The organism is Candidatus Viridilinea mediisalina (genome assembly GCF_002532535.1).
In the GTDB taxonomy this organism is placed as follows: Bacteria; Chloroflexota; Chloroflexia; order Chloroflexales; family Chloroflexaceae; genus Viridilinea; species Viridilinea mediisalina.
Genome location: NZ_NQWI01000056.1, coordinates 1 through 25,704, shown reverse-complemented (window position 1 = coordinate 25,704; position 25,704 = coordinate 1). Strand labels below are relative to the sequence as shown.

The 25,704-nt window shown below is 59.6% G+C and carries 14 protein-coding genes; 6 read left to right on the top strand and 8 right to left on the bottom strand.

The genetic code is table 11. The features are described from left to right. Positions 1 to 4 precede the first annotated feature (4 nt). From CJ255_RS12775 to CJ255_RS12760, 4 genes are all read left to right on the top strand, one after another. Complete coding sequence (locus CJ255_RS12775) at positions 5 to 3,409, top strand: FHA domain-containing protein (protein WP_097644489.1); 3,405 nt, start codon at positions 5 to 7, stop codon at positions 3,407 to 3,409. A 203-nt stretch (positions 3,410 to 3,612) separates the two neighbouring features. After that, the gene (locus tag CJ255_RS12770; protein ID WP_124681921.1) at positions 3,613 to 5,544 is read left to right on the top strand and encodes an FHA domain-containing serine/threonine-protein kinase; all 1,932 of its coding nucleotides are present in this window, start codon (positions 3,613 to 3,615) and stop codon (positions 5,542 to 5,544) included. Further along, on the top strand, positions 5,451 to 6,632 hold the full coding sequence (locus CJ255_RS23560; RefSeq protein WP_165774692.1) for a hypothetical protein: 1,182 nt from the start codon (positions 5,451 to 5,453) through the stop codon (positions 6,630 to 6,632). Before CJ255_RS12770 ends, CJ255_RS23560 begins: the two co-directional genes overlap by 94 nt. Positions 6,633 to 6,998: 366 nt before the next feature. After that, positions 6,999 to 13,733: an Ig-like domain-containing protein gene (locus CJ255_RS12760; RefSeq protein ID WP_097644486.1), complete on the top strand. Its 6,735-nt coding sequence runs from the start codon at positions 6,999 to 7,001 to the stop codon at positions 13,731 to 13,733. Between the two features lie 28 nt (positions 13,734 to 13,761). Here the strand turns inward: CJ255_RS12760 and CJ255_RS12755 are convergent, their stop codons facing one another. Continuing rightward, complete coding sequence (locus CJ255_RS12755) at positions 13,762 to 14,805, bottom strand: serine hydrolase domain-containing protein (RefSeq protein ID WP_245863379.1); 1,044 nt, start codon at positions 14,803 to 14,805, stop codon at positions 13,762 to 13,764. A 45-nt stretch (positions 14,806 to 14,850) separates the two neighbouring features. On the opposite strand from CJ255_RS12755, the gene CJ255_RS12750 reads away from it, so the two are divergent. Then, the gene (locus tag CJ255_RS12750; RefSeq protein WP_097644485.1) at positions 14,851 to 15,336 is read left to right on the top strand and encodes a low molecular weight protein-tyrosine-phosphatase; all 486 of its coding nucleotides are present in this window, start codon (positions 14,851 to 14,853) and stop codon (positions 15,334 to 15,336) included. Between the two features lie 273 nt (positions 15,337 to 15,609). On the opposite strand, the gene CJ255_RS12745 is transcribed toward CJ255_RS12750, so the two are convergent. After that, the gene (locus tag CJ255_RS12745) at positions 15,610 to 16,779 is read right to left on the bottom strand and encodes an ArsA family ATPase (RefSeq protein ID WP_097644484.1); all 1,170 of its coding nucleotides are present in this window, start codon (positions 16,777 to 16,779) and stop codon (positions 15,610 to 15,612) included. 316 nt (positions 16,780 to 17,095) lie between these two features. Here CJ255_RS12745 and rho point away from each other — a divergent pair, with 316 nt between their 5' ends. Further along, positions 17,096 to 18,343: a transcription termination factor Rho gene (rho, locus tag CJ255_RS12740; protein WP_097644483.1), complete on the top strand. Its 1,248-nt coding sequence runs from the start codon at positions 17,096 to 17,098 to the stop codon at positions 18,341 to 18,343. 259 nt (positions 18,344 to 18,602) lie between these two features. Here rho and CJ255_RS12735 read toward each other — a convergent pair whose 3' ends face one another. The 6 genes from CJ255_RS12735 to CJ255_RS12710 all read right to left on the bottom strand — a co-directional run bounded on the left by CJ255_RS12735 (position 18,603) and on the right by CJ255_RS12710 (position 25,309). Further along, positions 18,603 to 19,553: an HpcH/HpaI aldolase/citrate lyase family protein gene (locus tag CJ255_RS12735; RefSeq protein ID WP_097644482.1), complete on the bottom strand. Its 951-nt coding sequence runs from the start codon at positions 19,551 to 19,553 to the stop codon at positions 18,603 to 18,605. A gap of 184 nt (positions 19,554 to 19,737) precedes the next feature. Continuing rightward, entirely contained in the window at positions 19,738 to 19,983 is a 246-nt protein-coding gene (locus tag CJ255_RS12730) for a hypothetical protein (protein ID WP_097644481.1), read from the bottom strand. Between the two features lie 10 nt (positions 19,984 to 19,993). Continuing rightward, complete coding sequence (locus tag CJ255_RS12725) at positions 19,994 to 20,509, bottom strand: double zinc ribbon and FHA domain-containing protein (RefSeq protein ID WP_097644480.1); 516 nt, start codon at positions 20,507 to 20,509, stop codon at positions 19,994 to 19,996. Between the two features lie 17 nt (positions 20,510 to 20,526). Then, on the bottom strand, positions 20,527 to 21,792 hold the full coding sequence (locus CJ255_RS12720; RefSeq protein ID WP_097644479.1) for a VWA domain-containing protein: 1,266 nt from the start codon (positions 21,790 to 21,792) through the stop codon (positions 20,527 to 20,529). A 1-nt stretch (position 21,793) separates the two neighbouring features. Continuing rightward, the gene (locus CJ255_RS12715; protein ID WP_245863376.1) at positions 21,794 to 23,035 is read right to left on the bottom strand and encodes a protein phosphatase 2C domain-containing protein; all 1,242 of its coding nucleotides are present in this window, start codon (positions 23,033 to 23,035) and stop codon (positions 21,794 to 21,796) included. A 45-nt stretch (positions 23,036 to 23,080) separates the two neighbouring features. After that, the gene (locus tag CJ255_RS12710) at positions 23,081 to 25,309 is read right to left on the bottom strand and encodes a serine/threonine-protein kinase (protein WP_097644478.1); all 2,229 of its coding nucleotides are present in this window, start codon (positions 25,307 to 25,309) and stop codon (positions 23,081 to 23,083) included. Positions 25,310 to 25,704 lie beyond the last annotated feature (395 nt).

Here is a 25,704-nt window from a genome sequence, read left to right as displayed (position 1 = left end):
CGCCATGACGCACGATTTCGCGTTTGATGGCGATGACCTAGCCCCGCAGGCGCAATCCGCGCCACTCCGCTTGGATGTCCTTGGTCCTCAGGGTGAAACCTTGCGCAGTATGGCCTTGCCGGAGGGGGTCTTGACCGTTGGTTCAGCCGCAGCCAATCAGTTGGTGCTTGAGGCTGAAGGGGTAGGGCGCTACCATTTGCGTTTGCAGCGCACTGGTGAGCAGGTCGTGGTGGTGGATCTGGGCACGCGGGGCGGCACCTTGCTCAACAACCAGCCGCTGCCTGCCAATCAGCCCCTGCCGCTGGCCGAGGGCTCAATCCTGCATGTTGGCCCCTTCCGCCTACGGATGGCGCAGGCCCAGGCCAGCCAGCAGGCTGCTGGTGCGCCCGTCCCTAATGATGAGAGCCCTAGCCACCTCGCGCTCGCCATTGCCGATGGGCGCACAACGCTGGAACTGACGCCAGGGCAGACCAGTGTGGCCGTGCTGCTCTTGAGTAATCATGGTGACACAGCGGAACAGGTGCTGCTCGCGGTGGAGGGCATTCCAGCCTCATGGCTTCATCTGCCCAATCGGCCCATCACCCTGGAACCTGGGGCGCAAGAGCGCCTGACCCTACAGATTCATGTACCCCGCGAGGCCGAGAGTGTTGCCGGTGAATACAATTTGGCCATTCGGGGCCGTCCGCCCGCCAAGAGTGGTGTGAGTTGTGCCGTCGCGGCGCGTTGGACCGTCTTGCCCTTTAATGAGAGCCATGTAGATCTGCGTCCCCGCAAGCGCATGGTACGCGGTACGTCGGCTACATCCTTCACCCTCACGATTGATAATCTTGGGAATCAGCCTGAGAGCTATACGATCACTGCGGGTGAGGATGAACCAGCGCTCGATTATCAACTTGATCAGAACCAGGTTAACCTGCAACCCGCTGGCCATGCAGCCCTGCAATTGTCAGTGCAGGCGCGTGAGAATCCGAATGGCAAGCTGCAAAACTACTCTTTTAGCGTCCAGGTACGCCCGACTACGGGCGAGACGCTGGTTGCCCTAGGCCAACTGGGCCAGCAGCGCCCCGTTGGACTCTGGCTCTTTCCGGCGGCAGCGCTCTTTCTGCTGGCCCTGCTAGGGCTTGGCCTACTGCTCTCCGATCTCGTGCGTGCCGACCAAGTAGACGCTGAACGACCACAGGCCGGCTTGACCCCTTTGGCCACTGATATTCCCCCGGAGTTGCTGGTTCAACCTAATGAACCCTCACTCGAAGAGGCTCTTGCCGGTACTCAGACGGCCATAGCCATGCTGAATCAGATGGATCTGCAGGCAACTGAGTTTGCCGAACAGATCGCGGCGGCCCAGGCAGATGTTGATCCTACACTTGAAGCGCTGGCCGCAGCGCTCGATCAGGCGCGTGAAGAGATGGCGCTGATGTTGACCGCTGCCGCCGAAGCACCCCCGCCCCCACCCCCGCCCCCTGACGACGCAAATGGAGCGAATGGTGGCAATGGTGCTGCCGGTAATGGTGGTGGCGCGGCAAATGGTGCTCCAGTTGAGGTGCCAACCGAAGCACCTACGCCTACGCCCACGCCCACTACGACGCCTACGCCCACTACGATGCCCACACCCACTGCGACATCTACCCCTACACCCATCCCCACGTCCACGGTAACCCCAGTGGCGACCTTCCCACCCCAGGAGGCGTTCACCTCTACACCCACGGAGAGAGAGACAACTGCTACCATTACACCTATTCCTGAATTTGTTCTGACACCCTCGCCTACCGCTACACCTACGGCATCTCCAACGCCAAGCCCTTCCCTGACGCCAACCCTTACCGCCAGTAGCTTACGCCTGCGCTTTCGTTCGCCCCTGCTGGGCGGGGTGCGTCCTATCGAACCCTTGCCCACCTTTGAGATCGAGTTGGTTGATCCCGATGGTAACCTAGTGACGAATCGGCCCGCTGAGATTGAACTGCGGCTCACTGATCCCTCGATCTGCACCCGGATAAGCCCGGTGCAACTACGCGGAACCACACGGGCCGCATTGGTGAATGGCCGCGCTACCTTCGAGGACGTGCAGGTTGATTGTGTCGGTAGTGGCTATGTCTTGCAGGTGAGTGCAAGCAACGGCCCTACCGCTATCCACAGTGAACCCTTTAGCATCATTGAGGGCTTGGCGACCCACCTCTTCTTTGAGGCTCTGCCGAGCCAGATGCCTGCGGGCCAAGCGCTGGTGGTGCAGATGGCCGGTGGGCCCAGTCCGGTTATTGTGCGTGCCGCAGATGCCTTTGGCAATTCGGCGCGGATCGGCGGGGGCACGACGGTGGCAATCAGCATCGCTTCCGGGCCCCAAGGCGCCGGGGGCTTGTCGCCCATGAGTACCCTGACGAGCCCGCTCGATCCGAGTACGCGCAGCGCCAGCTTCTCCAATCTGATCTTCGACCGGGCTGGTAACTATACCCTGCGGGCGAGTAGCCAGCAGGTGGCCGAGGACGCCCTGAGTGCAGAGTTTAACATTCGGGCCAGCGATCTCGCCTTTGCGCCGCCTGGTACCTTGACGGCCCGCGCTGGCAGCAACGTGCAGGTTACCGTTCATGCGGTTGATCAAACCACCCAGGTGGATGCCACCTTTAACCAAGCTTTGATCTTGAACCTGCTTGATGCCGAAAATCAACAGGTGCAACGCTTGCAGGCCAATGCCCAGCAGGGGCGGCACACCTTTGTGCTGGCTGTGCCCGCACGCAGTGGTGCCTATCGGATCGTCGTTGGCTCGCCCGGCTATGAGCCGATCACGCGCAACCTTGAGGTGAGCGCCAGTGGCCTGCGTTTTGTGAACCAACCGCAGAGTACGCGCAGTGGTGATGCGCTCGCGGTGAGTAGCCTCGCTGACGGGGAGATCCGCATCAGGGCGATCACCAGCGCCGGGGATGATAGTCGGCTCGCGGGCGAATTGACCCTCGAGCTGCTCGGTGGGCCGAGTGGCAGTACCACGGGCTTTCGCACCTCTGATGAGCCTGTGCGCTATGCCCGTTCGATCACACTGGCGATGACCGATGGGAGCGCCCAGACCAGCAATCTCCGCATTGATCGGGCTGCCCAGAACTACCAACTGCGCGCCTCGATCAATGGCCTGATTGTCCTCAGTGATCATTTTGCGGTGACAGGCAATCGCCTGCGCTTAACAGGAGTGCAGCAACACTACCGCGCCGACCAAGCGCTCGATGGGTTGGTGGTGGAAGTGCAGGATCGCACGGGCAACATTGATACGGGCCAAAATGGGACGTTGACGCTCACCTTGAACCAGAACAATGCCCCGGTGAGCAATCTGCGCCAGCAGGGCAATACCCAAGCTGTGAGCAGTATCACCCGCCCTCTCCCGCCACGCGGGAGAGGGGGCCGGGGGGTGAGGGCCACCCTGCGATAGCCGAAAATCTGATAGCCGAAAGTTCGAGAGCCGAACCCGAAGCAACCCCCGCAGACCATGAGTCCTTCGCCCCTCTCCCACAACGTGGGAGAGGGGTAGGGGGTGAGGGCCACCCTGCGCTCGCCCCAAGCCTCCCCGAAGCCATCTTCGCCGCCCTGCCCAGCTCTTGGGCCCCCCAACTCTATGCGCCCTATCAGCCTCCGTTGAGCCACCAGGCTGCTGCGTTCGCACCACAGGAACTTGAGGCAGCACAGGAGCTTGATGCGCCACAGGAGCTTGAGGCAACCCAGGAGCTTGAGGCAGCGCCAGACGTGCCGGTGCTGGTACCACCAACGCCGCTGCGCCCCTTTGAGGCGAGTGAGTTGGTGGGGACGAAGCTGGCAGGCTATCAGCTTGAACAGTTGCTGGGCCCCACTGAGCTAGGGCCGGTCTATCAGGCCCAGCATCCGCATCTGGCGGGCCCGCGTGCCATCAAGGTGATCGCGTACCACTTTGCCCAAGATGTTGCCTTTCGCCAGCAGTTCCATGAACAGGCAGCCCAGTTGCCCCAATTGCAGCATCCCCACCTGGTGAAGCTCGAAGCGGTTGGCGAAGCGGACGGCCTCTGCTTTGTAGTGATGGAGTGGCTGCCTGATGGCTCGCTGAGTAGCCTGCTGCAACGGCGCGGCAGTGCCGCTTGGTCGCTGCTGCTGGCCCTTGAGTTGCTTGTGCAGACGGTGGAAGCATTGATCTTTTTGCAACAACAACAACGCTTCCACGGTGGCCTCAAGCCGAGCAATCTGCTGCTGGCCCGCCGCACCGATGATGCCTTTGGCTACCAGGTGAAGCTGGCCGATGTGGGCTTGAGTAGTCTGCTGCTGGCCTCCGATGATGCCTTGGAGCAGATCTGGAGCGATACGCTGCTCTATGCCATGCCCCCCGAACGCTGCCAAGGGCTTGAGGTGAGCGGCTTGGGCGATCAGTATGCCCTGGGGGTGATGCTCTATGAACTAGCGACCGGCGGGGTGCCGTTTGAGGCGCGTACACTGGATGATGCCGTCTTTCACCATGTCTATACGTCCCCGTTGCCCCCCCGCACGGTCAATGCGGCGCTGCCCGAAAGCTTTGAGGCGATCATTTTGCGCTGTTTGGCCAAAAATCCGGCTGAACGCTTTGCGCGCCTAGAGGATTTGCACGAGGCGTTGACGGCGCTGCTGACCCATCCCGCGTTGGCCCCTGCCAGCACTGCGCCCGCTGCCGCCACCAAGCCCCTGTTGACTGGCCCGGTGCAGCCGCGTATTCATGCCCTCGATCAGTATGGGCGCATCCTGGCTTCGCTCGATCTGACCGGCGATGGGCTGAGTATCGGGCGCGATGAGGCTAATAGCATTGCGCTGCACGCCGATGAGATTGAGGCGCGTCAGTTGGAGTTGGACTGGGACGGCAGTGCGATCATTATTACCAGCCTGGCCCAACAGGCAATTGTGATGGTGGGCGAAAAGCCGCTCAAGCCCCGCGAGATGCGCGTCTGGACTTGGGACGAACCGCTGCGCATGGGCGTCTTCTGGCTGCGCGCCGAAGCGGTGCCCCTGGAGGTCGCAGCGCCAGCCGCCCCAGCCGCCGCCAAGGGCCACGCGGCCTTCCACGATGCCCCCGAACCACTCAATGGGCCTGCGGTTGGCCTAGGCAGCCCCACCGAGCCGCTCGTGCTGACCATGCCGCACCAAGCCGCGCCTCAGCCAACCAAGCAGGCCAGTAGCCCGCCCCCAGCCGATCCGCCTGCGACGGGCCAAACCGCCAGCGATGAGATCCTCTCAGAGCGCATTGGCGTGCGCCTTGAACAGGAGAGCTTGAGCCTGACTCCGGGCCGCGCTGCAAGCTGCCGCGTCACCTTGATCAATCTGGGCACCATTGTTGACCATTTTACCCTCAGTGTTGAAGGCATTCCGACCCACTGGCTCACCCCCAGGTGCAGCTCAACCCAGGGCAACAGGAGGTCGTCACACTCAACCTGCTCGTGCCCCAAGTGGCCGAGAGCCACGCCAAGGAATACCCGGTCGTGGTGCGCGCCCGCTCACGCGAGAACCCCAGCCACTCCAATACCGACCTTGCACTCTGGACCGTACTCCCCTTTGCGAGTAGCGCCTTCAACCTGAGTCCCAAGCGGCGCCGCTGTTGGATGCGAGCCAACTACAATGTGCTACTCCGCAACCAAGGCAACGCCCCGGTGACCTTTACGCTCAACGCGCTCGACGACGAAGAACAACTAAACTACCAATTTGGCGAAGATACGCTCACCATCGAGCCGGGCAGCAGCAAACGCACCAACCTAATAGTACGCCCCAACCACTGGCTCTGGTGGGGCAAAGCGCAACAGCACCGCTTCAGCGTACAGGCCCGCCCCCAAAGCGAAGGCAACCAACATAGCGACAGCGGCCAAGTAACCCAACAGGTCTTCTTTGCACGCTGGATGTTTATGCTCATCGTCGTCAGCATCATTCCCATGCTCGCCAGCCTCTGGTTCTGGTATCGCCCCCAGATTATCGATCTACGTACCACCACAACGGTGCCAGTAGCGGGCGATGAGGTCATGATCCGCTGGGCTGTCACCAACGGCCCCACGGTACAACTGCTGATCAACGAGACGCCGGTACCACGCATCACCGACCCCTCCTACCACATCATCGGCGAAGGCTTCACCACGCCCCCAGAGATCAAACTGATTGCGCGCAACTGGATGCTAGGCAGCGCCAGCCGCAGCCTCAGCGTAAGCCTGATCGCCCCCACGCGCACCCCCACGATCACCCCGAGCATCGAGCGCACGGCCACCCCACTGCCCACCGAGACCCCGATTCCACCTCCGCTGGTAGAGATCAGCATCCCCCCAACCGAAGCGCCACCCACCAACACCCCGACTATTACACCCACCCCCACCAGCCAAGCGCTCTGCATCGCAGGCAGCAGCCTCAGCATCAGCGGCCAAGCGCCACCAGGCACCCCCCTACTACTCTACTTCGACGAACGCCCAGTAGGAGGCGGCTTCAGCGACGCCAACGGAAACTACAGCATCCAACTCGGGCGCGTCCTCGAAACCCCCGGCAACTACGTGGTCAGCGTCCGCATCCGCGACAACGGCCAGATTCTACGCAGCCTCACCTGCATCGTCCCAAGCCCCACGCCGGTAGACTCGCCCACGCCCGATTTTGATCTTCTGGACGAATTCCCAACCAACGAGGCAGAGTAAAACATTTTCTGAACAAGGATTTGCAAACACCAACAAGAAGAGGTACCGAGCATTGCACCACAGAGGCACCGAGGGCACCGAGTTTAGAGAGGCAGAGTAGAGCATTTTCTGAACAAGGGTTTGCAAATACCAACAAGAAGAGGTACCGAGGATTGCACCACAGAGGCACCGAGGGCACCGAGTTTAGAACGGAAAGACTGCCAACAATGACGATTGCCATACCACAAACTTCTCTGTGTCCTCTGTGTCTCTGTGGTTCAACCCTCTGCTGCTCTTAACCTCTCTGTGTCCTCTGTGTCTCTGTGGTTCAACCCTCTACTGCTCTTCAAAAACTCTCTGACTCCCCCTTCGCGTTAGGACGCCCCCATGAACGCCAATACCAATTGGTTCACCCGGATCGCCATCAGCCTGTTGAGCATCACACTGCTGCTTGCAGCCCTCTGGCCGCCCGCCGTTCCCCGTGCCTACGCCCAAACCCCAATATATGTGACGCCGAATGGCAGTGGCTCGCAGAACGGCACCTCTTGGGCAAACAGCATGACACTGTCCAACGCCCTACAGAGTGCAACGGCGGGCCAGGAGGTGTGGGTTACGGCAGGAACCTATCGGCCTGGCACGAGCGGCAATCGCAGCGCCACCTTCACCCTTCGGACTGATGTGGCTGTCTATGGCGGCTTTGCGGGTACCGAGACGAGCCGTGAGCAGCGCAATTGGGTGATCAATGTAACCATTCTCAGTGGTGATCTTAATAGTAATAATACAATTGATGATAGCGATGCATACCACGTCGTCACCGGCAGCAACGACGCAATCCTTGATGGTTTCACAATTACGGGTGGCAATGCCAATGGTAGCGGGGACAATGGCTATGGCGGCGGGGTCTTTAATAGTGGGACGACCCCTACCCTACGCAACATCATTATCAGTGGTAATCATGCTTCTCTGCGTGGCGGTGGTATCTACAACCATAATAGCTCCCCACGGTTAGAAAATGTGGATATTCGCGGCAACCGCGCCAACGATGGTGGTGGTATCTACAACAACAGTAATAGCAATGCTACACTCATCAATGTGGTGATTACGGGCAATCTCGCTGACAATGGTGATGGCGGAGGGATGTACAATCAGGGTAGCCACCCGATCCTGACCAATGTGACGATCAGTGGGAACGCTGCGGCAAGGCCAAGTGGAATGTTATCGTGGCCACCTGCGTATGCGGGTATCTACACGCCTACCACTACGCTCTCCGACACACGACAGGCCACCTTCCACCTACAGGAGAATGCGGCGCTCTATGGCGGCTTTGCAGGTACCGAGACGATCCGTGACCAGCGCGACTGGACGGCCAACCCGGTCATCCTCAATGGCGATCTTGGCGCACCAGGCAATAGCTACCAAGTGGTCACCTTGGGGGCCAATACGATCCTCGATGGGCTCAATATTACCGGCGGCAACGCCGATGGCAGCGCCCCCTACCACCGTGGTGCCGGGATCTATAGTGCGGTTACTGGCGTTAGCACCATTCGCATCAGCAACACCAACATCTACAACAACAGCGCCCAGAATGTGGGCGGCGGTATGTATGCGGAGGGCAGCAACCTCGTGCTGCATACGGTCACCTTTACCAACAACCAGACGCTGGCTGGCGATGGTGGGGCGCTCTATCAGTCCAGTGGCACGCTGATTTTTACCAATGGCAACCTGAGCAACAACCGAGCGAATGGCACAGGGCGGGGCGGGGCAATCTACCAGCAGAATGTGGGTGCAACGACACTACTCACCGTCACGATGACGAACAACACGGCAGGCGGCGCGGGTGGTGCCCTCTACCAAGCTAACAGTGGGGCCACCATGCTCACCAGTGGCAACCTGAACAACAACACGGCAGGCGGTGCAGGCGGCGCGATCTTCCAGAGCAGCGTAAGCAGCAATCTCACCATTAGTGATGCATCGCTCAACGAGAACCAAGCGGGCGGTGACGGCGGCGCGATCTTCCAGAGCAGTTTAAGCGGCGATCTCATCATTAATGCTGGATCGCTCAACCAGAACCAAGCAAGCGGCGCAGGCGGTGCGATCTTCCAGAGCAGTTTAAGCGGCGATCTTACCATTAGCGGTGGATCGCTCAACCAGAACGAAGCGGGCGATGACGGCGGCGCGATCTTCCAGAGCAGCGCAAGCGGCAACCTCACCATTAGTGATGCATCGCTCAACCAAAACCAAGCGAGCGGTGACGGCGGAGTGATCTTCCAGAGCAATGTGCTAGGCGGCAATCCCAACCTCACCATTAGCGGTGGGTCGCTCAACCAAAACCAAGCGGGCGGCGCGGGTGGCGCGATCTACCAAGAGGGGGCCGGGCTCACGACGCTCACCACGGTCACGATGGATGGCAACCGGGCCGACGGCGGTGCGGGCGGCGCCTTCTACCAACGCAATGCCGGGGCGGTCAACCTGGATCGTGTGACGCTCAACCAGAACCGCGCCAGCGGCGCAGGCGGCGCCTTCTACCAACTGAACAGCCAAGCCACCACACTCACCAATGGCAGCCTGAGCAACAACACGGCGGGCGGTGCGGGCGGCGCGATCTTCCGCGAAAGCACGGGGGATCTCACCATCAGCAACACACCGCTCAACAACAACACGGCGGGCGGCGCGGGCGGCGCGATCTTCAACGAGAGCAGCAGTGGCGATTTTGCACTCAGCGCTCTGCTCCTCAACGAGAACACAGCCCAAGGCGATGGCGGTGCGGTCTACAGCAACAATGGTAGCAGCGGCAACACCAGCATCACCAGCGTGCAACTCAACCGCAACACGGCGAGCGGCGCGGGCGGGGCGCTTTTCCTTGAGACCAATAACCTAACGCTGTTCAACGCCCGTATCAACAACAACACGGCGACGGGCGGCGCTGGCGGGGCGATCTCCTATAGCGGTGGCAATGACACCACCGATCTGAACGATGTCAGCCTTGACGAGAACCGCGCCGGTAGCGCGGGCGGTGCCTTCTACCAGAGTGGCGGCGGCAGCACCAGCCTGATCAGTGTCACGCTGAACCGCAACATCGCTGAGGATGGCGACGGCGGTGCCTTCTACCAAGCAGAGGCCGGGGCCACGACGCTCACCATGGTCACGATGGACGGCAACACGGCCAGCCTTGCAGGCGGCGCCTTCTACCAGACGGATGCCGGGGTCACCACGCTCACCACGGTCACCATGGATGGCAACCGGGCCGACGGCGGCACGGGCGGCGCCTTCTGCCAACTCCATGGCCAAGCCACGACGCTCACCAATGGCAGCCTGAGCAACAACACGGCCAGTGGCGCGGGCGGCGCGATCTTCCGCGAGAGCACTGGCGCACTGACGATCAGCAATGTGCTGCTCAACGACAACACGGCCCAAGGCAACGGCGGCGCGGTCTTCAACAATAGCAGCAGTGGCAGCACCAGCCTCAGCAGCGTGCAACTCAACCGCAACCGGGCCAACGGCGGCGCGGGCGGCGCACTCTTCCTCAATACGCTTGGTCTGACGTTGCACGATGCGACCCTGGAGCAGAACCAGGCAAGCGGCGGCAACGGCGGCGCGATTCGCTACGTTGGCGCCAGCGGCCCCACCAGCCTGAGCAATGTCAGCATGAGCAGCAACACCGCCAGCCTTGCGGGCGGGGCTTTCTACCAAGAGAACGGCGGCAACACGACGCTCACCAACGCCAGCATGATCAGCAACACCGCTACCGGCGGCGCGGGCGGTGCCTACTACCACACAGCGAACGGGCCAACCACGCTGATCAATGTCACCCTCAACGAAAACCGCGCCCGCGCCTATGGCGGTGCGCTCTACCAGACCAGCGCCAGCCCCCAGAGCTTTCGGCTCGAAGATGCCACGCTCAACCACAACCGGGCGACCCAGAGCGGCAACGGCCCAGGCATCATCGCAGCACGCGGGGGTGCGATCTACCTGACCAACAGTCAGGCAAGCATCCGCCGCGCTACACTGGAGGGCAACCAACTCAGTTCCAGCGCCGAGAGCCCTATCGCCTCCGCCGAAAGCCACGGCGGCGCCATCTACACACGCCACTCCGAGCTGACCATCGCTGACTTGACGCTCAATGGGAACGAAATCAGCAGCAGCGCCAGCGGCGGCGAAGCCTACGCCTACAGCCATGGGGCGGGGCTCTACCTGCGCGATGGCAGTGTACTGCTCTCCTATGCAACCATCACGAACAACGAGATGACGGCACATGCCACCGCAACCACCGGCAACACCCTGCCCAACTCGCGCGCCCTGGGTGGCGGTATCTATACGATTGACAGCTACGTTGAATTGGTCAATAGCACCATCAGCGGCAACTTCACCGATTCATCTGCCGAAAACCGGGGTTCAAGCAAACTCACCCATGCCATGGGCCAGGGCGGCGGAATCTACAACTTCTACAGTGTTGTTACGCTCACCAACGTACTGATCAGCGGCAACGCCGCGATCTCCTCTGCCGAAGGTCCCGTCACCTCAGCACCGAGCGCCGGCGGTGGGATGTACAACTGGGATAGCGGCCTGCTGCTAACCAATGTGACCATCAGTGGCAACCATGTCAACAACCGTGGCGGGGGCCTGTACAACTACAAGAGCGATCTTGAAATCTACAACAGCATCATTTGGGGCAACCATGCCCCCGGCGATGTAAGCATAGCCAATGAGGTGATGCAGAGCATGGCTATCAGCCATAGTCTGCTTGAAGGCAGCTTTGCTGGCACGGGCAACCTGAACAGCGACCCGCTCTTTGTCAGCGCAGTAGCAACCGCCCCAAGCACTGGGGGCGATCTGCGGCTACGCGGCAATTCGCCCGCGATCAATCAAGGCAGTCTCGACCGGCTCCCCGCAGATGTGGCCGATCTGAATGGGAATAACAATCGCAGCGAAGCACTCCCCTGGGATCTTGCACGCAACCCAAGAGTGATTGGTGGCAGTGTAGACATGGGTGCCTACGAAGCCCTGCCCAACGTCAGCACGATTACGCGCCGCCAGCCTAACCCCACCAACGCCGCCCAGATTGAGTTTGAAATCAGCTTCAACATGCCCGTCACCGGCTTTCGTGCCGAAAACCTGCGACTGATCACCTCACATGGCCAAAGCAATGCCAGCATCAGCGCAGTGCGCGCCAGTGGGGCCAACTGGCTCGTTACGGTTAACACGGTCGCCAACACCAGCGGCAACATCCGCCTCGACCTGATCAATACGAGCAACATCCAGAGTAGCGTTGCGCCCTACTTGACCCTGACCAGCACAGGCGAGGGCTATGGCGAAGCGAGTGAAGCGACCTACCTCGTAGACCACATGCCCCCCAGCACCTTCATCGAGTTCCGTCCGCCCAGCCTGAGCAACCAGACCCATGCTCAATTCACCTTCCGGGGCAATGACATTTTCAGTGGCATTGGTAGCGGTATTGCCAGTTTTGAATGTTCCGTCAACAATGTCGCCTTTAGCGCCTGCACTAGCCCTCACAACCCCGGCGAATTTGATGCGGGCGAACACACCTTTAGGGTACGCGCCATTGACCAAGCGGGCAACATTGATCCCAATCCAGCCAGCTATACCTGGCGCATCGACACCACGCCGCCCATCGTCACGCTCATAACCCACCCCCTCAGCCTGACCAACCAGAGCGAAGCCAGCTTCACCTTTAGCGGCCCTGATGGCAACAACGAGGCCATTCAGCGCTTCGAGTGCGCCCACAACCACGGCGACTTCATCCTCTGCACCAGTCCCTTTACCCTCAGCAACATCGCGGATGGGCTGCATCACTTCGTAGTGCAAGCGGTTGACCATGCGGGCAATCGCACCTCTGATCCACCCAGTTATACCTGGGAAGTGGACACATCCATGCCCATCCTCAACATCAACAGCCTCATCAACAGCCCCACCAACCAGAGTCCCATCACCGTCACTGCGCGCTTCGACAAACCCGTGGAGAACTTCAACCCCACCGCCATCGAGCTAGGCAATGCTCGTGTAGCGCAGATCAGTGGCAGTGGGAGCGACTACACCATGTTGCTGCTACCCCAAGCCCAGGGCATGGTCTCGATCACCGTCGCCGCCGCCGCCGCCCACGACGCTGCGGGCAATCCCAGCCTCGGCAGCAACAGCATCACCTGGCTCTACGATTCGGTACCGCCAACCACCACCATCACCAGCGGGCCAATCAGCCCCACCATCGCAACGGAAGCAACCTTCAGCTTCATTGGCAACGACGGGGACGGCAGCGGTATCGTCAGTTTCGCATGCGCCCTCAATGACGAGCCCTTCACCCCCTGTAGCAGCCCGCACCAACTCACCGGCCTCGGCGAGGGACTCCAGACCTTCCGCGTGCGCGCCCTTGACCAGGCCGGCAACCTAGAAAGCGCACCGGCCAGCCATAGCTGGATGGTAACCACCCTCCCGCCCACTACCAGCATCGAACCACTCGCCCCCATCAACGCAGCCAACGTCCACCGCTACAACATCAGGGGCGACTGTGCCACCGAAAAGGGGCCGGTCACCATCTATGTCGCCGACGAAGAACGGGTCATCGCCTGCGTTGATGGTCGCTACAGCGCCACCTTCGATCTCTACAACCTGCCCGAAGGCGGCCCCATCGAAGTTCGCGCCCGCCAAGACGAGTTCAGCGGCCTACCCGGCGTCACACGGGCCATCACCTTCAAAGACACCGAACCGCCCCAAGTCAGCCTGAGCGCCCCCACAACCAGCTTCACCGTCACCAACCCAATCACCATCACGATCAGCTTCAGCGAAGCGGTGCGAGGCTTCAGCAGCGAAAGCATCAGCCTCACCAACGGGCTGTTGAGCAACTTCACCGTGATTGACGACGCCACCTACCAATTCCTGCTCACCGCCGCACAAGCCGGCCCGATCAGCATCTACCTCGCCCCCGGCGTCGCCCACGACGCAGCAGACAACCCCAACCCCGCCGCCACCCTCAGCCTTGAGGCCCAAGCAGAGCCAGAGGAGGAGGAAGAGGAGGAAGAGGAAGAAGAGGAAGAAGAGGAAGAAGAGGAAGAAGAGGAAGAAGAGGAAGACCCAGTGCAGCGCGTCTTCCTACCCTTAGTTGTGCGTTAGGAAGACCTAGAAAATCCACCTCCCCCACCTACAACACTGCCATCAGTGCCTCCCCCGTCACCGCTTGGTGGCGGTAGGGCGGCGGGGTGCGCTGTGGGTAGGTACGGTTGCTTAGGAAGACCATGGCCAGGTTCTGGCTCGGCACGCCGATGATCGCTGTGCCGGTGAAGCCGGTATGCCCGAAGCTGCCCGGTGGCGGTGTGCTGCCCATAAAGTTGCGTCGCTCGAGCATCCAGCCCAAGCCGCCCTTGAGCATGTTGCCCCCAACGGAGATGATGCCAGCAAGCTGATCTTGCAGCGCCAGCGCCACCGTCGCCTCGTGCAGGAATTGTCGCCCCTGCCACGCGCCCCCCTCCAGCCACGGGCGCATAAAATGCAACAGGTCGCTCGCCGGGCCGAAGAGCCCCGCATGGCCCGCGACGCCGCCTAAAGCGTAGGCGCTCTCGTCGTGTACCACGCCATGCAGCAACATCTCGCGCCAGGTCGTATCCCATTCAGTCGGCACGATCTGCGGCTTCAGTTCAGGCGCTGGGCAGAAGCAGGTACGTGTCATGGCCAAGGGCTGAAGGACAAGCTCGCTGAGCACGTGGTCGAGCGGCATGCCCGCAATCGCCGCGACAATCTCACCAAGCAGCAGGCTGTTGATGTTGGTGTAGGCGCTGATACTACCTGGCGGATGGACAGGCTGGGCCGCCCAGACCGCCGCACGGAGGCCAGTGGCCCCGCCACTACACAGCGGGGCCAGGCGCAGATCGAGCCCCGAGCAGTGGCTGAGCAGGTGGCGCACCTGTACCTCTGTGGCGGCGAGCTTGGCCAAATAGTAAGCCGCCGAACGTTCTAGCCGCAACTCGCCCGCGTCGTACAAAATCAGCGCCGCCGTCGCCGTCACCATCTTGGTGAGCGACGCGAGATCGTAGATGTCATCGAGGGCCACCGGACGCGAACCACTATCGGCGTACATGGTGTTACCATAGGCAGCAGCATGCAGCAGGTGGTCGCCGCTTGCCACCTGAATAACCGCGCCCGGGAAAATCTGGGCCGCAATGGCCTCATTGATGATATGATCAAGCATAGGGCTGATTGTACCAAAGACTATCAAAAGCGAAAGGAACCCTACATGCAAGCAGCAAAACAGATCAAAGTCCTCTTCATCTGCATGGGCAACATCTGCCGTTCACCAATGGCCGAGGCGCTCTTTCGCCACCACGTTGAGCAGGCGGGCATGGCCGAGCAGTTTTTCATCGATTCGGCGGGCACTGGCGGTTGGCACGCTGGCGAACGCCCGCACCACGGAACCATCGCGGTACTCGAGCGCAACGGCGTGGCGGTAGGCAATCAGCGGGCACGCCAAGTGCGTAGCTCCGACCTCCAAGAGTTTGACTACCTGATCGCCATGGACCAGGATAACCTCGCCGACCTACGCCACTTTGGGCGCGAAGGGGTGCAACGGGCGCAACTGCTGCTCGATTTCGCACCCAACTGCGGCACCCGCGAAGTCCCCGACCCCTACTATACCGGCGGTTTTGATCAGGTCTTCAACCTCGTTGATGCCGGTACCCGCGAACTCTTGAGCCACATTCGTGAGCGCGAAGAAAGGCGCTGAAAGCTCGCAAAAAGCTTGCAAAGGAACGAAAACAAACAAGAGATGCCTTCGCCCCTCTCCCACAACGTGGGAGAGGCGGTGCCCGGTTGGTGAGCCTGTCGAACCAGAGCTTGCCGAAGGGGGTAGGGGGTGAGGGCCATCTATGGCATCCCCATCCCCAAGCCCTAGAAAGAATATTCCGTCTGCCTGTGAACCCGCATCTCTCTGTGCCCTCTGTGCCTCTGTGGTGAACACCTCTGTGCCCTCGTCCCCTCGCCTCTCCTCTACGCCCTCTCAGGCCGCAGGCTTACGGAAGACCACACGCAGCGCATCCTCCTCAAAGTAGGCATCAAGCGCCCGCAGGCGCGCAAGGCTCTGCGGTAGAACGATGCGGTGGCGGTGCCAGCCTACCGAGATGAGCAGTTCATCGGCACTCTGGGCCAGGTGAATCTGATCCTCAGAAGCAAAGGGCAGCGGCACAATCAGATCATAGCCACCCTCCATCTTCTCAACGCGCTGCACCGGCCCGCGATAGAGAAACTGAGCCGGGTCTTGATCGCCAAAGAGATGGTCGGCCAATTGGTTCAGATGTTCCGCACCAATAATCTCACGATCAAAATGGGGCGCACGCAGGATCGGCAACGGATCAAAGAGTTGATCCACTTGAGGCGCATAGCCCTGCTGCATCTCGCGCCATGCCGTGAAGTGACCATCCACATTGGGCGGCAGAATGCGATTGACCACCACCGCATCCACAGCGTAGCCAAAGAGGCTCAGGTAGGTCAAACTACGTTGCGCCTCACGAATGACCATCTTCTCCAGATTCATCACAATGCGCGCCGTCGTCACCTTCTGGTCGGTCAGGATATGGCGCACATCCACCAGCGCATCAATTGCATCTTGGGCCGATTCGAGTACATCATCGGCAGCAATCGGCATATCGGTGACCCGTTTTGCCATTGGGCGCACCACCTTGAGCAGCGCCCGCGCAATCGGAAAGAGGCGGGCGATCCACCAGCGCATAATGTCCGGTAGCGAGAGCAGGCGCAACGTCTCGCCGGTAGGTGCAGCATCTACCACCAACACATCATACTTCTGCTCATCGTAGTGGCGCTTAATCTGCAAAAGGCTAAAGAGCTCCTCCGTACCCGGAATGACCGACAACTCCCCTTGGGCAATCGTCTCGACCCCTTGCCAAGCAAGGAGTTCAGAGAGATATTTAGAAACCTGGCCCCAACTCGACTCCAATTCATGGAGGGCGTTAATCTCCTGGGCCCACAGGTTCGGTTGAACCAGCAGCGGCTCGGCACGCAGCTCAACGCCGAGTGAGTCACCGAGCGAGTGGGCCGCATCCGTGCTAAGAATAATCGTACGATAGCCGCGCTGAGCGCAGCGTAGAGCCGACGAGGCGGCGACGCTTGTCTTGCCCACGCCGCCCTTGCCGGTATAGAAGAGAATACGCATGAAGAACCTGTCTCTCCAGAATGGACCTCTATACTAATAGTACACGCCTATGGGCCTCTCCGCAACCATGACGAACCATGAGAACAGAGGAACAGAGGAACAAGGGAACAGGGGAACCAGGGAACAGGGGAACAAATATGTATGGATCGGTTATATTGCAGCAACCTAACCTCTATGCTATACTAACGCCGAATAAGCCCTACGTATGCTCTCATATGCGCTTTGTGCGAGGCATGGCTCTACTCGCTTTGTTGTGCCCATGCTACTGTTCGCTCGTAGCAGGCACTGTAGCGCCCTTTTTGCGGAGACCACCAACGTGAACGTTGGCGAACTTGAGACGAAGACGCTTAGCGATCTGCGTGAGTTAGCCCGTCAACGAGATATTACTGGCTACAGTGGGCTAAAGAAGCAAGACCTGATTGTTAAGCTGCTTCAAGCCCGATCTGAAGAGCAGGGTATTACCTTCAGTGATGGGATTCTTGATATTGTTCCCGATGGCTTTGGTTTTCTGCGCGGTGAGCGCATGTTGCCAGGAGCCGATGATGTCTATGTCTCGCAGTCGCAGATTCGACGCTTTGGCCTGCGTACTGGCGATCGCATCTGGGGCCAGGTGCGGCCCCCAAAAGAGAGTGAACGCTTTCGGTCGCTGCTGCGCGTTGAGATGATCAATGGGGTTGACTCCGAGACGGCGCGCCAGCGCCCCTCGTTCGATCAGCTTACCCCGATCTTTCCTAATCACCAACTGAAGCTCGAAACTGAGCCCAATCTGCTGCATACCCGCCTCGTTGACCTCGTTGCCCCGATTGGGCGCGGCCAGCGTGGTTTGATTGTCTCGCCCCCCAAGGCAGGCAAGACGATGCTGCTCAAGGCGATTGCCAATGGGGTTTCGAGCAACCATCCCGACTGCTACCTCATGGTGCTGCTGATCGGCGAACGGCCTGAAGAGGTGACCGATATGCGCCGCTCGGTGCGCGGCGATGTGATTGCTTCTACCTTTGATGAGCCGGTTGAAGACCATACTAAGGTCTCGGAGATGACGCTTGAACGCGCAAAGCGCTTGGTTGAAGGCAACCACGATGTGGTCATTCTGATGGATTCGATTACCCGCCTCGCACGGGCCTACAACCTCGATATGCCCCCCAGTGGGCGAACGCTCTCCGGTGGGATTGATCCCGTGGCGCTCTACCCGCCCAAGCGCTTTTTTGGGGCTGCCCGCAACATCGAAGGCGGCGGCTCGCTGACCATCATCGCCACCTGCCTTGTGGATACCGGCAGCCGCATGGACGATGTGATCTATGAGGAGTTCAAGGGTACCGGCAACATGGAGCTGCACCTCGACCGCAAATTGGCCGAGAAGCGCATCTTCCCCGCCCTCGACATCCAACGCTCTTCGACACGCCGCGAAGAGTTACTGCTTAGTTCCGAGGTCTTACGCCAAATCTGGACCCTGCGCCGCATGGTGGGCATGCTTGGCGATAATGAGGGTACCGAACTGATGCTCACCCGCATGGCTAAGACCAAAAGCAATAGCGATTTCTTGGCAACGCTGAGTAAGGGGCCATGAGGATTGAACCACAGAGGCACCGAGGGCACAGAGAGGGCACAGAGAGGATTGAACCACAGAGGCACCGAGGGCACAGAGATGGGAACGGAGGGAGTGCCAACCCTGTGTGATTGCGTCACCCCACACGCTTGCTTCTCTGTGTTCTCTGTGCCTCTGTGGTTCAATCCTCTGTATCTCTGATTGCGTCACCCCACACGCTTGCTTCTCTGTGTTCTCTGTGCCTCTGTGGTTCAATCCTCTGTATCTCTGCAAAAACTCTCTACTCACCCCGCGCCTGAATTTTGCGCTGTTGCTCCACAATGATCTGCGCCATACGAATGTTGGCACCGTCAATCATTTTGCCATCAAGGTTGAAGGCACCGCGCCCCTGGGCCACCGCTTGGGCATAGGCACGCATCACCGCTTCGGCCCAGGCAACCTCCTTCGGAGGCGGGCTGAAGACACGGTTGACAATGGCAATTTGGGCGGGATGGATACACTGTTTGCCGTCAAAACCCATGGCGCGTGCGGTGCGACTGGCCCGTTCGAGTTCTTCGGGGGCACGTAGACCAGCAAAGGGGCCGTCAAGACAGCGCAGGCCGTTGGCACGCGCCGCTGCAACAATGGTATGCATAATCGCGTGCCAGCGATGGCCCGGGTAGAGTTCATCGTGGGCATCGCGCTCGCCAATGCTCGCAAGGGGTGCCCGCAGCGCCGCAGCGTAGTCGCCAGGCCCATAGATGAGCGCCTCAAGCCGAGGGGTGGCCGCCGCAATCTCGCGGGCGTAGAGGAAGGCATTGGCGGTCTCGATCTGCGCCTCAAGCCCAATTGGGCGCGTTTGGCTGCGCCCCAACTCAATCTGATCCAAGAGCCGAGCGACAAAGCGGAGATCATCGGGGCTATTGACCTTGGGCACAAGAATGAGATCCACGCGGTCGCCAACCACCTCAACAACTTCCGTGAGGTCACGGTAGGCGAAGGGCGTATCCAGGCTATTCATGCGATAGATACGCAGACGCGGGCCAAAATCGAGGTCGCGCAGCGCCCGCACAAGATTGGCGCGGGCTTGTTCCTTCTCACTGGGCGCTACGGCATCTTCAAGGTCAATAATGACTGCATCGGCAGGGCTGCGGGCCGCCTTTTCGATCATCGGCCAGCGCGACGCTGGCACAAAGAGGGCGCTGCGCTCAAGTTGCACCGCGCGATCAGCCTGGCCTGGGTAGTCGAGCATAGGTCCCCCCTGTATTTCACCACAGAGGCACCGAGGACACAGAGATGTAGAAGTGAGTGCAATCACGGTTGTATATGCTCCCAACCACAAAACCTCTGTGTTCTCTGTGTCTCTGTGGTGAAAACCTCTGCATCTCTTCCAAAACTCTTTACATGATTAACGAGATGCGAGCCATCCAGTGGCACTACATGCGGAAGAAATCAACCACCGAGCTACGCTCCTCTTCGCTGGGCATAATCTCAAGAAAGGTAATGCGGTGCCAAGGGTAGATGACGGCTTGAACACCAGCGGCAAGGTAGGGCACGGGCTTGCCATCCTTTTTACGCATATTGGTCACCCGGATGAACAAGTCACCCGGTTCCGGCTCTTGATCCATATCGGCCAACACCGGATCTTCGCCACTAAGATGCAGAATGACGGTCTTAGGCATAACAGCTTCCTTAAGCAATTTCAAAGCGTAAAATAAGGGTGCCGAATTTTATTTCATCGCCATGGTTAATGGCGACGGGCTTTTGGGGTTTGAGGCGGCGTCCATTCACAAAGGTGCCATTGGCGCTGGCCAGATCTTCAAGTACATAGCCAGCATTGTGGGGCGTAATGATCGCGTGGCGGCGCGAGACCCCTGCATCGTAGCCACCATCAAGCCCCAAGTCCACATCAGGAAAGATGCCGCGCTGGTTATCTTTCCGTCCGACCACCAGATCTTGACCGCCTTCAAGCTCAATCCGTCGGCCACTGTTGAGTACGACCAACGAGATATTGGGCGCAACCACTGGCACAGGGGCTTCGATCACATTGGGTTCAAGCTTTTCCACCAGACCGGAAGGGCTAGCAGCTTTATTGAGTGAGGCCGTAGTACCACGGCGCGTCGGAGCGGCCAAGAGGCTCGCGCCGCACTCAGAGCAGAAGATAGCGCCATCAAGTTGCTGGGCGTTACAATGACTACATTGTTGCATAGCGTCTCCTGCCACCCCTAACGTTTCGACGATTTATCCTGATCCATGAGGCCACGGGTTCCATACTTGATCCGTTTGCGCCCTTCGGCGCTCGTCTGGCCCGAACGGAGCAGGCGGGTCGCCTCATCCTGCACGGTGCGCGCCAGATCAATCTCGCCTGCTTCAAAGAGGCGTGTGCCTGCCATTTGTAGACGACGGGTGGCCTCTTCGATCTGACCTTGTTCGACCTGTTGCCATGCGCCTGCTTGCAAGCGATAGGCCACAAGCCGTTCAAGCCAGTGTTTGACTGTCGCATCCACCGCATAGTTCACTTGGTCGGTGGGGCGAATACCAATGCGTAGCACCAATTCGCCCTGTTGATTGTTGAGGTTCATGCCGGGCAGGCTATAGCGCATGGTGAGGCGCAGCAGCGGATGATCGCCAACCGTCAACGGGGGCACCACCACTTCCAGCAAAATAGCTTGGGGATCAGCGCCGGGCCAATCACCCATATTGGCTGCCCAAAGCGAGTCGTGTTCTTCGCTGGCCGTAATGGGGGCAATAAAGGGGCGCACGCGGTCGAGCGAACGCAGCAACGCTCCTGGGCGCATCTCAATCCGCAGCCCAATGTCTTGGGCAAAAATGGAAGACATGCGCTTGACCTCATCGGTGAAGGCTTTGCTAATATCAAGGGCAGAGGTAATATACTGGGTACGGCTATTTTCGCGGGCGGCGACCGTTTCGAGCAGATCTTCATTCCACTCACCGCCGACCCCAAGGGCGGTCACGCCAATGCTCCGTTTTTGGGCCCGGCGGGCAATTTCGACACAACGGCCCTCATCGCCATAGGTACGGCCATCGGTCAGCAGCAGGATGCGGCTAACCCCACGCGAGAGCATGGGCTTTTGGATCTCTTGGAGCGCCAGCGCCATGCCCGTAGCCATCTCGGTACCACCAGCGGCCTCGATCATACCCACGAGCCGTTTAAGTTCCTGCTTATTGCGCGCACGCTGCACCGGAACAACCACCTCAGCGCGGTCGTTAAAGGTCACGAGGCCAAAGTAGTCATCATCACTGAGCATCTCAATGATGCGCGTGGCCCCATCTTTGACATATTGCAGGCGTTCACCGCGCATCGAGCTGCTGCGATCAACCACGAGACAGAGGTTCAACGGCAGCTTGGGCAAGGTTGTCGGCACGCCTTGGGCGCTCAACTCGAGCAGAACGTAGATCAACTGTGGTTCACTGCTTTCAGGCAGGATACTACGGCTCAAGGTCGAGCGAAGCTGAATGCCTGCGCTCATACTACCTCTCTACCATCGGCAGTGAAACAACCACTGCCGCGATATTATCCTCGCCTCCAGCTAAGTTTGCCAAGGCGATCAATTCGTGGCATGCATCCTGAGGCCACAAGCAGTTGGCAAGGGTCTGTTGGATGAGCGGTTCTTCAACCATACCCCAGAGTCCATCTGAACAGAGCAGCAAGTGGGATGAGGCACCAATGGGTTGATAAATGAAATCTACCATGACTTGGGGCTGCTGACCAATGGTGCGGTAGAGTTGGCTCCGTAGCGGATGGTCACGCGCCTCGTGGGCTTCAAGCTGGCCGAGTTGAATCAGCCGCCCCACGGTGGAATGGTCGGTAGTGAGCTGACGTAAGCCGCCTGGCTCAAAGAGGTAGGCCCGACTATCGCCCACATGGGCAATGTAGAGGCTCCCCCCAACCAGCAGCGCAGCGGTGCATGTGGTGCCCATATCGGTACCAGCGACCTGCGCGGAATCCCAGATCGCTTCATTGGCCGCCTGGACGGCGGAGACCATCATGGGCTGTAGGGCGCCATCCATGTTGCCATCAAGGGCGGGGAGGACGAGTTGGGCCAAAACGGAGTGGGCAATGGTTCGCACCGCGAGACGACTGGCAACTTCACCCCCTTCGTGGCCGCCCATACCATCGGCAACCACAAAGAGGCCAATCGGCACATCACCACCCTCACGAGGCAGCGACGTGAGCAGCGCAAAGATGCTGTCTTGGTTGATCTCACGCATGCGCCCAATATCGCGCATGGCCGCCGCCGCCAGCCCTTGGTGCGATGTAGTGGCACAGAGCGCCGGCGCAGCGGTCGCGGTAAGCTGGCGTGTTCCATCGGCAGCAGCGTGTGAATGTGCCATTGGCACTTCGGGCGGATCATCAGGCGGATCAGCAAGCGGAAAAGCCGCATCAGGTTCTGTGGGCGCAGCGCCACCAGCATGCTCCTCAGTGGCAACCTCGTCTTGGGTTTCGTGCCCAGCCGTAGCCTCGCCCTGGGTTTCGTCTTCAACCTCAGCAGACGCAACCATTTCGCGGGCAAAGGGCTCGGTGATAGCGAGGCGCACCTCAGCGGATTGATTGGTAGGCGGTGCCGCATCAGGCGCAGGCGCAGAACTCTCCCACCATGTATCCGGCGGGGCAACTTCGGCACCAGCCGCTGTTAGCGGCTGCTCACTTGGCGGCGAACCAGCGGGCTGCTTCTCGCTCGCATCAGCATCAGAGCCAGGTAGAAAAACCATAGTTTCACCAGCGGCTAAAGGTCGCTACGAACCTTTAAGCCCGCACTATGCTTTGAGGGCGTACAGATTGTGATCCATTGAACCAATATAGACCACGCCCTCAACAACGGTGGGTGACGAAACAATCGCAGCGTTGGTGGGATACTTCCAGATCAGGGTACCCTGACCAGCATCGAGGCAATAGACAAAACCATCCACCGATCCAAAGTAGACCCGTCCGGCTTCAACGCAGGGCGAAGAGGTGATTTGGGCACCCACTTCATGCTTCCACGCGAGGCGACCCGTCTTCACATCAAGCGCATAGAAGAAGCCATCAATCCCTCCAACGAAGACGCGGGTACCGACCACCGTCGGCGAAGAGTTGATGTAGTGGCCGGTACGAAAGCGCCACGCAGGCCAGCCGCCCTCAGCATCTAGGGCGTAGAGATTTTGATCGAGCGAACCAACCAGCACCAAGCCTTCCGCAAAGGTTGGCGAGGAGCGCACGGGTTGCTGGGTACGCTGCTTCCAGCGGGTGGAACCAGTGCGAGCATCAATGCAGTAGACATGGCCATCATCGGCCCCAATGTAGATCACCGGACCATTGATGCATGCAGAGGAACGGATGGGATTCCAGGTACGCAATTTCCACATAGCACTCCCTCGCAGGCCATCAATCGCATAGATATGCTGATCATCGGAACCCACAAAGATCACGCGGTCGATCACCCGGGGTGAAGAGCGTACCGGCTTGGCGGTACGGAAGGTCCAACGCAGCGAACCACGGCGCATATCAAGGCAGTAGACCGCCCCATCCTCCGAGCCAATCAGCACATTATCGTCCCACACCGAGGGCGACGCACTCACCCCGCCCTCAGTCGCATATTTCCAGCGAAACTCACCCCGCGCCGCATCAAGGGCATAGAGGTTGGTATCATAGCAACCCACAAAGATCATCCCACCCGCATGGCATGGCGACGAGCGAATCTCATCTTCACTGGTAAAGCTCCAGACCAACTCGGTGGTCGGAATACCTCTCATGACCGCCGGAACGCTTGGCGCAGCACTTGGCATACTGCTCTGCGGCAAGCCAAGGAGCGGCAAAAGCGCCTGCTTCATCTCTTCGGCACTCGTCCAACGGGCATCCATATCATACTCAAGAGCACGCACCACCAGCGCCTCCATCTCGTGGGAGACGTTGGGGTTGATCTGGCGGATGGGGCGTTCTTGAAAGGTAAAGGGCGTTTCAAGCCGCGGGTCGGTCGCGGTAAGCAGGTGGTGCAAGGTCGCCCCCAGCGCATAGATGTCACCAACCGCTTCAGCGACGCCACGGTACTGCTCAGGTGGCGAATAGCCCTCAGTGCCAATCATGGTACCTTTGCGGTCGGTACGATTAAGGTTACGCGCAATCCCGAAGTCAATCAGCACAATCCGATCATCATCGGCGACCATAACGTTGGAAGGTTTCATATCACGAAAGACAATCGTCTCCGGTTTATGGTTGTGCAGGTAGCTCAAGACATCACAGATCTGCACGGCCCAACGGGCCACACGCTGCTCTTCAATCGGGCCTTTGGCATCCTCCAGCACCGTTTCGAGGTCACTGCCGGGGATCAGTTCAAGCACCAGATAGACGCGGCCCCCCTCTTCAAAGAAGTCATAGACTTTCGGAATCGCGGCATGCTGGAGCGTCGCCAGCAGGCCCGCCTCACGTTCAAAGTTTTTGAGGTTGAGCAGGCGAGTATTGGAATCGGGCGCACTCTGGGCCATCTCCTTGATCGCACAGTAGCGGGCTACATCTTTGAAGCGCATGTCGCGCCCACGATAGACTACGCTCATACCGCCGACACCAATGGGTTCAGCGATCTGGTAGCGTTGTTGCAGAATGGTGCCTGGATTGAGCAGATTGAGTGAGGAAATATCGGTAGAAGTCGTCGCTCCGGTGCCAGTGCCTTTTGCAGCAGTTAATGGCCTAAGCCCACGCTTGGTATCGTGTTCAAGTTTGGGCAAAGGTTTAATGCCCCGCCGTGTATCGCCCCCGTCGGGGCCCGGAGGCGGCGTCAACCCACGCCGTGTATCGCCCCCGTCGGAACCAGGGGGCGGCGTCAAGCCCCGCCGTGTATCGCCCCCGTCGGAACCAGGGGGCGGCGTCAAGCCCCGCCGTGTATCGCCCCCGTCGGAACCCGGAGGCGGCGTCAACCCACGCCGTGTATCGCCCCCGTCGGGTGTTGCTGGGCGCTGCTCATCGGGCGGCGGAGTAAACGTCTTCGTGCCAGCCTTCTTGATCAGTCCCATAGATGCACCTCAAAGTAGCGAAGGGTAAATAGTTTGGGCATCAAGCCCCCCCAACGGACAGAAGAGAAAGATTGCTTACTATTATAGTCCCCCCACGCATGAGGTGCAACACCTAATACCATTTCAGATTGTAGATTGTAGATTGTAGATTGCAGGTGGTATACTTGAGGAAGTAGTAATACCAATTACCCTTGAACATGCCGCATTATCAAGAACGCGAAAGCCCATTGGAACGCCATGTTCGGCAATCGGCAATCTACAATCGTAAATGGTATAATGGCTCCCAAGGCTAAATCTGCAATCTGCAATCTGCAATCTGCAATCTGCAATCTGCAATCTGCAATCTGCAATCTGCAATCTGCAATCTGCAATCTGCAATCTGCAATCTACAATCT

Coding starts and splice junctions, on each gene's coding strand:
- CJ255_RS12775 (WP_097644489.1), top strand. CDS start 5: ATGACGCACGATTTCGCGTTTGATGGCGATGACCTAGCCCCGCAGGCG.
- CJ255_RS12760 (WP_097644486.1), top strand. CDS start 6,999: ATGAACGCCAATACCAATTGGTTCACCCGGATCGCCATCAGCCTGTTG.
- CJ255_RS12755 (WP_245863379.1), bottom strand. CDS start 14,805: ATGCTTGATCATATCATCAATGAGGCCATTGCGGCCCAGATTTTCCCG.
- CJ255_RS12750 (WP_097644485.1), top strand. CDS start 14,851: ATGCAAGCAGCAAAACAGATCAAAGTCCTCTTCATCTGCATGGGCAAC.
- CJ255_RS12745 (WP_097644484.1), bottom strand. CDS start 16,779: ATGCGTATTCTCTTCTATACCGGCAAGGGCGGCGTGGGCAAGACAAGC.
- CJ255_RS12735 (WP_097644482.1), bottom strand. CDS start 19,553: ATGCTCGACTACCCAGGCCAGGCTGATCGCGCGGTGCAACTTGAGCGC.
- CJ255_RS12730 (WP_097644481.1), bottom strand. CDS start 19,983: ATGCCTAAGACCGTCATTCTGCATCTTAGTGGCGAAGATCCGGTGTTG.
- CJ255_RS12725 (WP_097644480.1), bottom strand. CDS start 20,509: ATGCAACAATGTAGTCATTGTAACGCCCAGCAACTTGATGGCGCTATC.
- CJ255_RS12720 (WP_097644479.1), bottom strand. CDS start 21,792: ATGAGCGCAGGCATTCAGCTTCGCTCGACCTTGAGCCGTAGTATCCTG.
- CJ255_RS12715 (WP_245863376.1), bottom strand. CDS start 23,035: ATGGTTTTTCTACCTGGCTCTGATGCTGATGCGAGCGAGAAGCAGCCC.
- CJ255_RS12710 (WP_097644478.1), bottom strand. CDS start 25,309: ATGGGACTGATCAAGAAGGCTGGCACGAAGACGTTTACTCCGCCGCCC.